The following is a 14,605-nucleotide window of genomic DNA, read 5'->3' as shown; positions in this document are numbered from 1 at the left end:
CAGGAGCTGTCACGAGGTGGCGTTTCCTATCATTTCGAAGGTTTTAGGCTTCTGGCAAGACCAATACTTGCCAACCCTAAAGTTTGCGTATAAGTTGTTTAATGTTCTGAAAATCAGTGAATTAACTTGGAATTCCTCTTGCAAAAGGCGGGCGTTTTCACTATATTTGTTCATACTTTCACGGTGAAAGTAAGCCCAAGAGGTTATGATTTGGACGTCTTACCTCAAGGGCTTTTTGTCACATAAAAATATATAACAGTATGCAATTTACTGAATTAAACCCAGAGGCACAAAGCATTGTCATTCCTGAATCAATTGTAAATGTATTTGCCCAAAGTGTACGTGCCAACTTAGAAGCGCTGATGCTTGACGCAGATCTGCCTTTAACACTGTTCGAAAACCAAGAGTATGAACAAGTAAAAACTTATTTACAGGCAAGTGTTCTTCAAATGCAATATTTACTCAACAATATAGAGTTACTAGACGCCTTGCACCAAAAATAAATATAAAAGCCCGATGCCAATGCATTGTACATCAGCATCGGGCTTTTCACTTTCTTTGTTTACAGACTATCTTCCTGTGTTGAACTGTTGTTGTTCAAAGGCAGTCAATTTTTTGATTGCTTCACGAGCACCATCAATGGTATGTGGTACAAACTTTAGGTTTTTGCCCATTATCTCACCAATGCGCACTTCCTCAGATGCCACCAATACTTGTTTATCTTTATACTCAATAGCAATCAGGGTAGCCTTTTCGTTTTTTGGCAAATAGATAAACTGTAATTTGCGCTGATAGTATTGATAGCCAACCACCAAACTACGACGCTGATGCAATGCTAAAAAATAGCGCGTATTTTTAAGAGAGTGATGGGCAGGTATTTTTACCTGAACTCTTACTGTGTTGGGCATACGTGTAAACGCATCACAGTTAATCCAACCCAAACGACTGGTACTCATTATATAGGCGTCTTTGTTTCCTTCTTCAATTTCTTTTCTGTTTACTTGCTCTTCCCTTGCTAATAGCAATCTGTCAGCTTCAGTCATGCGGCCCATCTGTTGCCTGTAGCGTGCTCGTAAACGTCGGCTAAACAAACGACTTAACCAACAAATATGTTTGTATTGTATACACCCCCCACCAGCCCTGCCAAATAGTACCCATCCTCTATTGTTGCGTCTCCAGTTGATAAAACCTTCATCGCCTCGTTTGCCATTAAAGGCTTTCATGTCTTTTTTTAGACTATTCGTTGGAAAAGATAACAACACATTTTGTCCTCTTCTCAAGCGAAGTGTTTTGCCTCCCTGTGTAGCCCGTATTTGCAACATCCCACCTGTTTCGAGCAAGCGTTTGCCCGAAGTGGTAGTAAGGTTGGCAAGTACCATATCGGCATAAGTGTAATATTCGCGTAGGGTAATGGTAATGGGGAGGGTGGCTTGCTCTCGTGAGGTATAAAATGAATGAGCATAAAAAAGCATTCGAGTACCTTGTTTGCCTACCAATACAGTGTCGCGGCTGTTGTCAATCACAAAAATTTGTGGGGTTTGTTTTACACTATCAAAAAACACCTGAATATTACCTTTTGATGGTTTGGTGGGAGGCCTTTTGCTTACTATTGGTTTGCTGCGTATTTGCCAACGCAACACTATTTCAACCCTTCGGTTGCGGTGATGCTCATCTTCGTTGTTTGCCGGGCGTTCGCCCAACACTTTTACTGTTACTTTATCGGCACTAACACCTTGAGCAATCAGATAAGTTTTCACTGCCAAGGCTCGTTTATTTGCCAGTTGGTGATTAGCGGCTACGTTGCCTACCGAATCGGCAAGCCCGGTAAGCGTTACCTTATAATCGAGTACTTGCTTGTGGTAAAGAAGCGCAAATGTTTGATCAAGCTTTTGTTTGGCTTTGGCGTTTAACTCACTTTGTTTGTAGGCAAAATAAACAGAAGAGGTACGAGTAGGAGAGGTTTGGGCAAATGATAAGGTAGCGCCCATCCACCAACTTAATACAAGTAGGTAATAAATTTTATACATCATAGTATGATCCTTTTATGTTGTTGATAATAATGTTGCTGGTCAAAGGCATAGGTAAACATATACAGGAATCGAAAATAAAAAGTGGAGATTTGAGGTGGTGCCAGGGTGGGTAGAAGTAGCAAATTTTAAATTATTTTTTCACTTAAACATTGTCTTATTTTTAATGCTTTTCAGGCAAGCCTTTGGTCAGGACAAATGGCCCTGCTTTGCTTATTACCTCCCCTACTTTATTCTTTTTTTTCAATTAGATTTTATTCTTGAATTTTCAACCGTGTTTTTTATCCAAAAACCTTCCTCATAAGCTCTCAAAGGCTATTACTCACCAAATGAGCATTCCACATTTAAGATATTTTTCAAAGTAAATTCCTGCCTTTGGCTTGGTTGGTTAGCCGCTGTTTTACCCCTACTTTTGTATCACATTACTACTAAAAACAACACCTAATAACACTCATGAAAAGAACACTATTATCTACCACATTTGCTTTGAGCTGCATGTTGGCTTCTTGTGGAGAAATTCACCAAGGGGCAAACACCCTCAAAGGTGGAGCTCAGGTAATGACAGCAAGCATGGGCACCCCCACCAATGTATTACACAAACGCCCCAATTTTGACGATTTTGCGGTGTTTGATTTAAGCAATGCAGGGTTTGCGGCAACCATTATGGCACCTAAAAATGCCAGGGTTATCCCACATAAAACCAATTTGGGGGTTACAGTATACGGGGGCAAATATTTTAAGATGCAACTCAACAAAATACAAGGAACAGCCCAAGAAAACACTCAGGCAATCAGGGCATTGGCTACCAACAAGGATCTAAACCCTTCGTTTGCCAAGCTTGAAGTTGACGGAGCAACCGGATACCTGAAAGCCGATAAAAACGGCGTATTATCTTTTGTACATTGTGTAGATGCCAACGGCGAAACTGTAGTAATCAGTAGTGGAATGCCTTACCGGTTGTCACCTGATAAATTTACTGCCTACACTCGCCAAGACATACAACTGATGTGGAAGTCTGCTAAAACATTTAAACTAAAATAAAATGTGTTAAGTAACGTGTTCGCAATAACTGTCCGATTTAGAATAAATCCGCTTTACTGCCTTTCGTTATTTTTATTGCCCGTAGCGCTGCTACGAGCGCAAAAAATGCCTCAGTCAGTCGTGCGTATTTGCCCTAAAAAAACAGAAACTTATTTTGAACACGTTACTAAACCTAACTCCTAACCACCAGCTATTTTGCTATCCGGGTCTTTTTCGATAAGTGGTCAAACTTTTTTTATTATTCAAGATAGAACAAAATACCATCAGGCAATACAAAACCTATTTTTCAAACACTTATCATCCATGAACATCTATTAAGCGAGTATTGAATAGGTGGTCAAACATTTTTAATCTGACAAAACCTAACTAATCAAACAAAACACCAGTAAAGATTCATTTGCTATCCGAGTCTTACGAATAAGTGATTCAATCCAAAAAGCTTGTCTAACAACTTAGGCAAGCTTTTTTTTGTCTTCATAAATCAAGCTTGTAATATGCTTCTTCTCCCCCCCGGCTCAGTGCTACTTTATCAAGCACAAAGCCTTGTTTGGTGAGCACTTTGACTGATGCCTTATTTTCAGGTTTTACTATTCCTACCAAAGTTTTTATTTGAGGTAAAGTACGACAATGTGCCATCAAGCAAAGGAGCATTTCGGTAGCATAACCTTTGCCCCAACTGTCAGGCATCATACCATACCCCACCTCGGCAGTGTTGTCATCGTTGAAATAAGCTAGTTTGGCAATGCCAATATTTTTGTTGGTATCACGGTGTTTTACTACATACAAGCCCATTTCAGGGTTTGCCAGGTTGCTTTCTATAGCTTTGGCAAAACGTTCGTTTGCCTGAGCCTTGGTCAAACCTTTGCCCGTAATGTATTTCATTACCTCGTCGTTGGTGTACCAAGCCATATAACCTTCGCGCTCGGCTTCAGTCACTGGAATATAAAGGAGTCTTTCGGAAGTTAAATTCATAGGTTTTTATGGTAACTTTGCAATCAAACAATTTAAAAATACAAACCTATCATTTGCCCAGCTTTGCACAAGCAAAATATGGTATACTGCTATAAGTACAGGGTAACACATCAAGAAACAAAAAGAAACTACTAAAAAACCACTGTAAACGCTGTTCCTTGCCCTGGCACTGAATGACAAGACAGGCTGCCTTTGTGCATACGCATTATTTGACGACACAAGCTTAGCCCAATGCCTGAGCCCTGAGGTTTGGTAGTAAAAAAAGGTACAAATATTTTGTCTAGCTGGTCGGAAGCAATGCCAGGGCCATTGTCTTTGAGTTTTAGCCAGGTTTTGCCTTCGGGCGAAAGACCCACCTGTAGGTTAATACAAGGGTTAGGCTGGTTTTCGAGGGCTTCTATGGCATTCTTGATCAAATTGAGCAATACTTGTTCTATCAATTGCATATCGGCAAGAATATACACTTCATTGTCAGGCAAATCAAGCAACAAAGGAATTTGGGCTTCTTCCAGACGGGGCTGCATCAAACTACGCAAACGTACCACCAAAGCAGATAATGACAATTGGGCAAACTTCGGAAGAGGTATTTGGGTAAGATTTTTATAGGTTTCGGTAAAACCGACCAATCCTTTGCTGCGGTTTCTGATGGCATCCAGCCCCAGCCGAACATCTTCCAAAGTTTTGGCGCTTAGGGTGTTTGTACTTTGCAATGATTGGGCAAGTATCAGGTATAAAGTGTCGCTAAGGGAAGTAATAGGCACTACCGAATTCATTATTTCGTGGGTCAACACCTTGATCAGTTTTTGCCAGGCGTCTAACTCTTGCTCATCCAGCGCCCCTTGAATGTCTTGTGCAGATATTAGCTTAAAATATTTGCCTTTGAGGTTAAATTCGGTGGCTTGTATGGCAAGCTGGAGCAGGTCGTTTTCCCGCCTTATTTTTATTACTTTACGTTCGCCTGCCTTGGCCTGTTGGATAGCCTCATACAATGTCGCCTGTACTCGTTTGAGGTCATCCACTTGGCGCAACAAAGCTTGGGGTTGTTGTAGTATTTGCCGAAAGGCATTGTTTAGCAAATGAATTTTACCGTGCCGGTCAAAACTGATAATCCCTACATTGAGGTGCTCTACCAGCATTTGTTGATGCAAAAAAAGCACTTCGCGTTCGGCGTTGAGCTCCAAAAACTTTTGATTGATCGCATTGAACGACTTATACAAGTATGCCTGACTCTTGCCTTGGTGCCCTGCCGAAAAACGGGTAGTAAAGTCGTTGTGCAGCAAGGCAAGTAAAAAGTTACCCAAATCGCGGTTGGTTTTGTCTACATACCACAAAAATTCGGCACTGGCCAACCCCAAAAATACCACAAGGTATACGCTACGCAAGTACCTGCCCAATACCAACCACGAATACATAAGTAATCCCATCAACCCTAGCAACAGGAGCAATCGAAGTAGTATGTTGAGTTTTATATTTTTAAGCATCAAGACAGCATTAATTTTTTTTAAACAATACAGTGGATATTCATAATTTATCTATCACTTGTAGCCAATCGCTTACCATTTGCTACTATTTTACAGGCCATACTTCTCTATTCTGCGGTACATCGAACCACGCGTAAGCCCCAACTCCTTGGCAGCGTGGCTTACATTGCCTTTATGTTTGACCAAGGCATTTTTTATCGCCCATTTTTCGAGGTCTTCCAGGTTGTAGTTTTCTACTTTTCGGTCTTCTTCTACGTCATCGGTCAAAAACTGAAAATCGCTGGATTTAAGGTTTGCCCCATCGCTTAAAATCACGGCACGCTCCAAGGCATGTTGCAACTCGCGCACATTGCCTGGCCATTGATATTTTTGCAGCTTTTTTACCACATATTCAGGGACTCTTAGTGCTGGTTTTTGGTATTTTTTGCAGTATATTTTCAGAAAGTGTTCGGCAAGCAAAGGGATGTCTTCGTCGCGTTCACGCAGGGCGGGCAGTTGCACAGCAATGGTGTTGATCCGGTACAACAAGTCTTGCCTGAAAGTGCCCTCTTTTACCATTTTGGTCAGGTTCATATTAGTCGCGCATACCAGGCGTATGTCTATGGCAATCGGTTGGTTGCTCCCTACCCTTATCACTTGGCGGTTTTGTAACACCGCCAACAGTTTTGCCTGCAAAGGCAGCGAAAGGTTGCCAATTTCGTCTAAAAACAAGGTCCCTCCTGATGCTGCTTCAAAGCGCCCTACCCGATCTTCTTTGGCATCGGTAAAGGCTCCTTTCTTGTGCCCAAAAAGTTCGCTCTCAAACAAAGCCTCAGACACTGCCCCCAGGTCTACACTAATAAACACCTCATTAGCCCTTGCCGAGCTACGATGTACTGCTCTGGCAATGAGCTCTTTACCTGTACCGTTTTCACCTAAGATCAAGACATTGGCATCGGTTTGGGCTACTTTTTCTACCGTTTGAAAAACCTCTTGCATTACCGCCGATCGCCCTATCATATTGGCGTACTGATGATCCATTGCCGAACTCAAAATATCTTTTTGCGAGCGCAAATGTTTCACCGCTTTTTTAGATTGACTTAGTTGCCAGCCTGCGGTGACTGTAGACACCAGTTTTTCATTTTGAAACGGTTTGACCACAAAGTCTACAGCTCCATCTTTAATCGCTTGCACAGCAATGTCTACCGCTCCATAGGCAGTCATCAATACTAGGCTGGTGTTAGGGTCTAATTCTATGATTTTCTCCAGCCATCTAATCCCCATTTTACCCGACGTTTCGCCAGGGCTAAAGTTCATATCCAACAACACCACATCAAACACTTGTTGGGCAAATGCCTCTGGAATAAGTTTGGGCGAATTGAGTACTTCTACTTTTTTGAAGTATTGCTCCAACAACATTCTCAACGACAATGTTACATATTGGTCATCGTCTACTACAAGTATTTTCCCTGTTTTTTTAACCATGGTGGTTTCTGTTTTTTTATGATGCAACCATCACTCATCACTATATTTTAGGCTTTTTCAAAATAGTATAAGAACTATAAACAGCAGACTGGTTGCTATAGACTGTTATTACAAGACCTAAACCATTTATTGCAATTGGTTCAGTGTCAAACACTTGTCAAAAATACACAAAAACCTTTCACTTTCATAAGTGCCCATCTTTAAGACAAAAAATGTCCACTAGTGGGCAGTTTAAAAATCACATGAGTTAAGAAAACAGCTTCAAGTCGCTGCCTTTCAGTATATTAGCGCTACGGCACAGAACTTGAAAGCGCAACTTCAAAAACAACTATTATTATCAATATCCCAATGCTTTTCAGTTGTTTAGTTCAATATAAGTTTAACTATATAACAATTGAATAGTAAGTGTTTCTAACTAACAAACTCATAATACACTGAAAATAAGTATATTATAAATTTGTTAGCCATCTGTGGAACAGGGCGTAACTTGCGACTTATCGCTTAAAACTTGCACCTGCCAGCTTTACGAACCATTATACCATATAACCCCCATTGAAACTATGTTTATAAGTTATTTGAAAACTGCCCTGCGCAACCTTTGGCGCAATAAACTACACTCAGCCATCAACCTGCTAGGGCTTACACTGGGTATTAGTTGTAGTTTTATTTTATGGCTTTATATCCAAGACGAGCTGCGGTATGACACTGCCTTTCCTGAAGCCCAACGCATTTACCGAGTAGTAGAACGCAACCAAACAGCCGATCAAACAGCTCGTTGGTTGGCGTATACCAGCAGCGCATTGGCAAAACCAGCTCAAAGCAGTTTCCCGGAAATAGAAGAAGTTGTACAGTTTGTAGCGGGTGGACAGGCAGTGATCAAAATTGGGAATCAAACCTTCAATGACCGTTTGTTTCAGATTGCCACGCCCAATGTATTAAAAGTATTTGACTTGAAAATGCTGGCGGGCAATGCTCAAACTGCGCTCACCAAACCCCATTTGGTAGTATTGACCAAGTCAGCAGCCTTGCGTTTGTTTGGCACCGTTAACGCTGTAGGCAAAACAATGGAGTTTAACCGCTTTGATAAAAAAGTTACTGTAAGCGGCGTGATCGAGGACTTGCCTCAAAATACCCACGTGCGCTTTTCTATGTTGTTTTCACTGCCCTTAAATCAGCCTCGCTGGAGAAAGTATTTGAAACAATGGCGAAACCGGGCAGCCATTACTTACCTGTTGCTAAAGCCTCATACCAACGCCCAGACATTGTCGAAAAAGCTCTCGGCTTTGGCTACTGCCAAAGGGGGCAACTCCTGGAAAACCCGTTCTTTGTTTCTGCAGCCACTCACTGATGTACATTTTCACTCGAGCCACATCGAGGTAGGGTTTGCTGCTACCAACAAAGGCAACATTTTTTATGTGTATGCTTTTACGGCTGTTGCCCTGTTTGTACTCATTATTGCCAGCATCAACTATATCAATCTTACCACGGCTAAGTCGGTGTATCGAGCTAAAGAAATAGGTGTACGCAAAGTAATGGGGGCATACCGCCAACAGTTAATTGTGCAGTTTTTGATTGAATCGAGCATCATTGCTATGTTGGCTTTTATTATGTCTATAGGGGTTACCGAAGCTGTCTTACCTTATTTTAATGAACTTGCCCACAAAAACTTTGAGATTGGCTGGCACAGTGCTGCTGCATCGTTGGGGCAACTGTTTCTGATTACCCTGGCTGTGGGTTTGCTGGCGGGTATTTATCCTGCCCTGGTGCTGTCTGGCTATCAACCAGTATATGTACTTAAATCTCAGGTAAAAACATCTCCCAGGGGTTTGTTGCTGCGCAAGATTTTAGTGGTGGGGCAGTTTGCCTTGTCTATGTTGATGGTAATCGCCACCTTGATTGTACATAAACAACTCGACTATGTCCAAAATAAAAAAATGGGCTTTAATAAGGAACAATTGATGGTAATAGACATCAATAGCCGCAAAACCCGCCAAAGCTTTAGGGCAATCAAGCAAGAGTTGCTTAAGCACCCCACTATACAAAAAGTATCGGCTACTTCTAGAGTGCCGGGCGACTGGAAAGAAATTACGCTGCTGCCTGTGTTGGGCAAGGGGCAAACAGCCAATGAAGCACAACAGTCGTTTTTGGTGGGTGCAGATCAAGATTTTCTGTCTACTTTTGATATTCAATTGGTGGCGGGAGCCAATTTTGGGGGCAATGACCAAGCCGACTCAAGCAAGGTGTTGATTAACCAACTTGCCGCCAAACAGTTTAAACTGGGGGTGGGCGATTATGTAAGATCGGCAGATACCAGCCGCAGGTTTAAGGCAAAAGTCATAGGCATTGTCCAGGATTTTCACTTACAATCATTGCATAACAAAATGTCTCCTTTGATCATAGCGCATTGGAATAATCCAGTAAGACGTTTAGACTATTTTTCGATCAAAGTACATAGTCAGGATATGGCTCAGGTAGTGGCTTATGCCAAAAAAGTAAACGATAAGTTTGATGCTGACACCCCACTGGAATACCATTTTTTGGATGAGCAAATGAAGCATTTTTACCATAAGGAAGCACTCACCGGGCAAATTTTCAACATTGCCGCCATTATTACCATACTCATTGCCAGTATGGGTTTGTTTGGGCTTGCTACTTTTACAGTACAAAAGCGCAGTAAAGAAATAGCCATACGGAAGGTTTTGGGGGCTTCTTCAGTGCAACTGTTTGCCTTATTGGTCAAAGGCTACATCAAACAAATTTTACTGTCTTTTGTGGTGGCATTTCCTGTGGGGTATTATGTAATGCGCCACTGGCTCGATGGTTTTGCCTATCGCACTTCGATAGGGCTCATGGTATTTGTATGGGCAGGAAGCATTGCTTTGTTGATTACATTAGTTACTATAGGTTATCAAACCCTTGCTGCTACACAAAATAATCCAGTAAGATCGTTGAGGAACGAGTAGTTGACCTAAAAACCATCAATTACCTATGGTGTTTCAACTCTTTTCTTTTTTGTTAGCCCGTGATTTCTTTCTTTTAGCACCCCATGACTTGTATAGTGATTGGGTGTTTTTCTTATAGTAAACTTTCTCACAAATCATTGCCTATCTACCTTCTTTATTTAGTCCTACTATTTTAACCAAAACCACAAAAGAAGCTGGTTCGACACATTTTTATAAAATCAAATTGTTAGTTTTAAAAAAAAGTAACATCTTTAAGTAGTTGATGTGTATAGTTTTTGGCTTTACCAGGCACTTATATAATCCTGCAAAAATCACCTTATCACCAATATTTTTAACAAATAGCTTTCTGGAGCTTCATTACTTTTGTATTCTTATTCAGGCAGGATTATGTGTTTATACTATGTACCAAGACAAAATTAAATATACCTAATATGAAAGTATAACTATCATATTATGAGATAGTTATCTTTACTTGTAGCTTATAGCTAATTGCACCGATATTCATCGGTATCTAAGGACTTGCTGCTACTTATCACTTCAAATAAACTATAGCCAACTAAATATGATAAACATTCTAGAGTTTTTACAGACGGGGGTCATTCAGGAGGTAATCGTGGGTATGTCTAAAGATGTTGTGTTCAATACTATTTCTGACATTGATGATGAAATTCTGATGGATTTGCCTAACTATCACGCTTATTTATATGAAGGTATAGAGCTTATTTTCTATGAAAATGTACTGGAGACAGTCAACTTTAAAATGGAAAACAAGCCTAGTGTACAGATGGAATGGGAACGAAAAAAGCTCATGTTCAGTTATGATACCTCTATTTATGACGCTACCGATGCGCTGAACAAGGCAGGCATTATCTGGGAGTTTTACCAACCTTTTTGTATACAAAAACAAATTGCTATAATGACTGAAGGTGAAGTATTGTTGTTTTTTTCGTTTGGTGCCGAAGGTAAAATGGAAAAAATTCAGCGCAGGGTGGACGCTTCGCTTACGGCAAGTCTTAAAAGTAGGTTGAGGACAACACAATTGAAAAAAAGCAAATCATAACGTTTATGTCAGCCTTATTTGCCTAACAACCAATGCCATTGAATGAAAGTTTTAACGAGGAACTTGTTGCTACAACCTTGCAAAACTTCTCTGGCTAATCAACATCAATATACTTTTTTTAGTAAAACTTTCAAAATAACTTACATTCATAGAACGACACCTTAGGCAAGGAGGCTTCTTCAAAAAGCCGAGGCTACAGTTGTGCTGTGCCGAGTTTCTAAATCCTCCGAACTTGATTCGGGGCTCTGTAAAGCTAATATTTCCATAGCTTTGGCTCCGATGAATTGGAATTTCCAACTTTGCAAAGATTTGTTCGCTCGTCCACTCACTGTTTTGTTCTACTGGACTACTTTATTTTTTACGTTTTACTTAACGAACTACTTTTATTATTTATAGATTGCAATGGGTAAGCAGGAGTTATCCTTTATTTTTTTACAGGACTTTAGTCCCCAGTATTTTAGCGCCCCTAATGGAATAGTTCATCATACAATACTTCTCAAACAGAAAAAATTAAACAAGCTATAAAATATAAATAGCATGACCAATATTTTCGAATTTCTGAAAACCGGGTTTATATATGGAACCACAGTGGGTATGTCGCGTAAAGAGGTACTTAGGATTCTAAAAACTTTTGACAACGCCGGATCATTAAATCAACCTGATTTGTTTTCGCATGTGTTTAAAGACACGGAGTTTGTTTTTTATGAAGATGAGCTCCAACTCATTAATTTCGACCTGGATAAAGGTGCTCAAGTATACCTGGAAGCAGAGGATCATCAACAAATTGTTTTTACTCCACAAACTTCTCTTTACAGCTTTTGCGAAACACTGGACGCACAGGAAATTGCCTGGGAGTTTTACCAGTCGCTCACCGGAATGAAACAAATCACATTAATGACCGAAGGTGAAACGCTGGCGTTTTTCTCGTTTGAAGATGAAATACCAAAATTAGAGAAAATACAGTTGGTGCTGGCGGCCACATTACCTCCTAATATTCAGGAGCGCCTGATTAACATTGTCATGAGATAACCATACTACTACATTGAACATATTTGTGATTGGTGGAGGAGCTGCAGGCTTTTTTGCTGCTATTTCTGCCGCCCAACACCACCCCGAAAGTAAGGTAACCCTACTGGAAAAAAGCACTAAACTACTCGCTAAGGTTAAAGTATCGGGTGGAGGACGTTGCAACGTGACCCATGCTTGTTTTGATCGAAAAGCTTTGCTCAAAAACTACCCACGTGGTCAAAAGGTTTTGCGGCAAGCATTGGCACAATGGATGCCACAAAACACTGTAGAGTGGTTTGAAAACAAAGGAGTCCCGCTCAAAACCGAAACCGATGGGCGAATGTTTCCAACGTCTGACGATTCACAAAGTATCATTGATTGTCTCATGCTTGTTGCCCAAAAACTCAAAGTAGAGATACACACACAGGCCGAAGTAACCGAACTCAAGGCAAACAATGACGGCACTTTTTTGCTACATATAAAAAACAAAGTGCCCGAAAAAGCTGACCGGGTGATTGTAACTACTGGAGGTAGCCCTAAACTGACGGGGCTCAACTGGTTGGGCTCGCTCAACCTTGACTTGGTGCCACCCGTTCCTTCACTGTTTACATTTAACCTGCCCAAAGAAGAAATTACACAACTGCCTGGCATTGCCGTGCCCAAAGTACAGGTAAAAATACCAGGTACCAAGTTGCAAGAAGAAGGCTCACTTTTGGTGACTCACTGGGGAATCAGTGCTTTTGCTGTACTACGTTTATCGGCGTGGGGGGCACGTATTTTACACGATTTACAATACCAATGTCCAGTCATTGTCAATTGGTTGCCCGAAATAAACGAAGAGGCATTACGCAACCAAATTGTTGCCTACCAACAAACCTACAAAGCCCGTCAAGTACAAAACAAAAACCCTTTTGGGCTACCCCACCGTTTATGGGAGTTTTTGCTCAACCGCTGGCAAGTGCCCGCCCAAAAAAAATGGAGTGAGCTGTCGAAAAAAGAACGAAACCGCCTGGTCAATGGCTTGTCAAACGATACTTACCAAACCCATGGAAAAACTACCTTTAAAGAGGAGTTTGTTACTTGTGGAGGGGTGAGCCTCGACGAAATTGAGGCAAAAACAATGGGTTGTAAAAAATACCCCGGACTGTACTTTGCCGGAGAGGTACTCGACATTGACGGGCTTACTGGTGGCTTCAATTTTCAGGCTGCCTGGGCTACTGGATTTGTCGCGGGTAAGTTGGGGTAGCATTGGCTTTTACTTTTGATAAACGGCTGTATTGCTTTTCCTTATTTTTTTGAACCATGACAATCTCCTCAAATGATGAAACAACTGATGGCATTTTTGGTCTGTCTTTCATTGAGCGCAAACGCCCAAACGCCCAGGCTCATTCCCTACCTTCAAAACCAACGTTGGGGGTTTGTAAACCAGGAGCGCACCATTGTTATTCCCTGCATCTACCACTATGTAGCTCCTTTTTCTGAAGGGCTCGCCCTGGTAGAACTCAACCGTAAGTATGGATACATTGACCGCAGTGGAAAAACCGTGATTGCTCTTAAATATGACAAAGCCCAGTCTTTTAGTAATGGACGGGCAAAGGTAGAAGTTATTTTTGGCAAAAAGACAGATGGGCAGTTCAAGGCAGGCTACATTGACAAAACTGGTCAGGCAATTATTCCGGTAGCACATTTAGGAGTCACTACTTTTCGCGACAGCGTGGCAATGGTCTGGAATGGACACCAACACGGCTACATCAACTGGCGGGGCGACACCTTGCTTAAGCACCAATATGTTTATGCTACCCCTTTTAGCGAAGGCAGGGCGCTGGTAGCCAACCAGCCTCCTCGCTATGACCCTGCATTGGGTATACACATTTTCTCTAAAGCTGCTTTTATAGATACTCAAGGTAAAGTTCAGGCAACTATTCGTCGGGCAGGAGCAGAAAGTTACGCCAATGGGCTTGCCCTGATCATTGCCAAAAACAATGACTCGACTCAAGTGATGTATTTCATAGATAAACAAGGCAACAAAGTACTTGATGTATCAGAGTATGGGGCAGTACACGGATTTACCGAAGGTTTGGCGGCTGTGATGAACCAAGGCAAAGTGGGGTTTATTAACCCAAAGGGGACATTGGTTGTTGCTTGTCAGTATGTGATCAATGCTGAGTGGTTTAGGCAGGAACACAAACGCCGAATGCCTCGGTTTGTGGGTGGTCTGGCGGCAGTAGCCTTGCCCAATAAAGGCTGGAATCTGATTGACCCACAAGGACAGGTACAACTACCTACTTATTATCAATACTTACAAATAGTGCCTAATCAACAGGTGCTGGCTAAGAAAAATGGGCGTTGGGGCATTATTCAGCCTTCAGGCAAAATTATTTTACCCTTGCAATACGATGCAGTGAAGCCCTTCAAAAATGGGCTGGCGTTGGTGCGTAAAGGTAAACGTCGTTTTTATGTAGATCGGGTGGGAGAAGAATACTTTGATGAATAGCTTGAAAAAAGTGTTATCACGCTCATTTTTCAAGCTTTAACCTATCAACTTGTACTATACTTACCGTATCAAGTACAATATTGATGTAAGTTTGC

General features: G+C 41.4%; 11 protein-coding genes. 7 read left to right on the top strand and 4 right to left on the bottom strand.

Annotated elements, in window-relative coordinates; translation table 11 throughout:
* Positions 1–260 precede the first annotated feature (260 nt).
* Positions 261–503 (top strand): hypothetical protein, encoded by a 243-nt coding sequence (locus Q0954_RS10700; RefSeq protein WP_299456656.1) that lies wholly within the window; start codon positions 261–263, stop codon positions 501–503.
* Positions 504–569: 66 nt separating this feature from the next.
* Here Q0954_RS10700 and Q0954_RS10695 read toward each other — a convergent pair whose 3' ends face one another.
* Positions 570–2,030 (bottom strand): OmpA family protein, encoded by a 1,461-nt coding sequence (locus Q0954_RS10695; RefSeq protein WP_299456654.1) that lies wholly within the window; start codon positions 2,028–2,030, stop codon positions 570–572.
* Positions 2,031–2,480: 450 nt separating this feature from the next.
* Here Q0954_RS10695 and Q0954_RS10690 point away from each other — a divergent pair, with 450 nt between their 5' ends.
* Positions 2,481–3,068, top strand: coding sequence for a hypothetical protein (locus Q0954_RS10690; protein ID WP_299456652.1), 588 nt, complete (start codon positions 2,481–2,483; stop codon positions 3,066–3,068).
* Positions 3,069–3,542: 474 nt separating this feature from the next.
* Here Q0954_RS10690 and Q0954_RS10685 read toward each other — a convergent pair whose 3' ends face one another.
* The 3 genes from Q0954_RS10685 to Q0954_RS10675 form a co-directional block, all read right to left on the bottom strand.
* Positions 3,543–4,040 (bottom strand): GNAT family N-acetyltransferase, encoded by a 498-nt coding sequence (locus tag Q0954_RS10685; protein ID WP_299456650.1) that lies wholly within the window; start codon positions 4,038–4,040, stop codon positions 3,543–3,545.
* Between the two features lie 131 nt (positions 4,041–4,171).
* Positions 4,172–5,521 (bottom strand): ATP-binding protein, encoded by a 1,350-nt coding sequence (locus tag Q0954_RS10680; protein ID WP_299456648.1) that lies wholly within the window; start codon positions 5,519–5,521, stop codon positions 4,172–4,174.
* Positions 5,522–5,611: 90 nt separating this feature from the next.
* The gene (locus Q0954_RS10675) at positions 5,612–6,985 is read right to left on the bottom strand and encodes a sigma-54 dependent transcriptional regulator (protein ID WP_299456645.1); all 1,374 of its coding nucleotides are present in this window, start codon (positions 6,983–6,985) and stop codon (positions 5,612–5,614) included.
* Positions 6,986–7,545: 560 nt separating this feature from the next.
* Between Q0954_RS10675 and Q0954_RS10670 the strand changes: the two genes are divergently transcribed.
* From Q0954_RS10670 to Q0954_RS10650, 5 genes are all read left to right on the top strand, one after another.
* Entirely contained in the window at positions 7,546–9,948 is a 2,403-nt protein-coding gene (locus Q0954_RS10670; RefSeq protein ID WP_299456643.1) for an ABC transporter permease, read from the top strand.
* Positions 9,949–10,510: 562 nt separating this feature from the next.
* The gene (locus Q0954_RS10665; protein WP_299456641.1) at positions 10,511–11,008 is read left to right on the top strand and encodes a hypothetical protein; all 498 of its coding nucleotides are present in this window, start codon (positions 10,511–10,513) and stop codon (positions 11,006–11,008) included.
* Positions 11,009–11,545: 537 nt separating this feature from the next.
* A complete protein-coding gene (locus tag Q0954_RS10660) occupies positions 11,546–12,037 on the top strand; it encodes a hypothetical protein (protein ID WP_299456639.1) in 492 nt (163 codons plus the stop codon).
* A gap of 13 nt (positions 12,038–12,050) precedes the next feature.
* Positions 12,051–13,262 (top strand): NAD(P)/FAD-dependent oxidoreductase, encoded by a 1,212-nt coding sequence (locus tag Q0954_RS10655; RefSeq protein WP_299456637.1) that lies wholly within the window; start codon positions 12,051–12,053, stop codon positions 13,260–13,262.
* Positions 13,263–13,334: 72 nt separating this feature from the next.
* Positions 13,335–14,510: a WG repeat-containing protein gene (locus tag Q0954_RS10650; RefSeq protein WP_299456635.1), complete on the top strand. Its 1,176-nt coding sequence runs from the start codon at positions 13,335–13,337 to the stop codon at positions 14,508–14,510.
* Positions 14,511–14,605: the final 95 nt, after the last annotated feature.

This window comes from uncultured Microscilla sp. (assembly GCF_947493425.1).
GTDB lineage: Bacteria > Bacteroidota > Bacteroidia > Cytophagales > Microscillaceae > Microscilla.
Note: the sequence above shows the minus strand (reverse complement) of the source record. Positions and strands in the feature narration are given on the sequence as shown.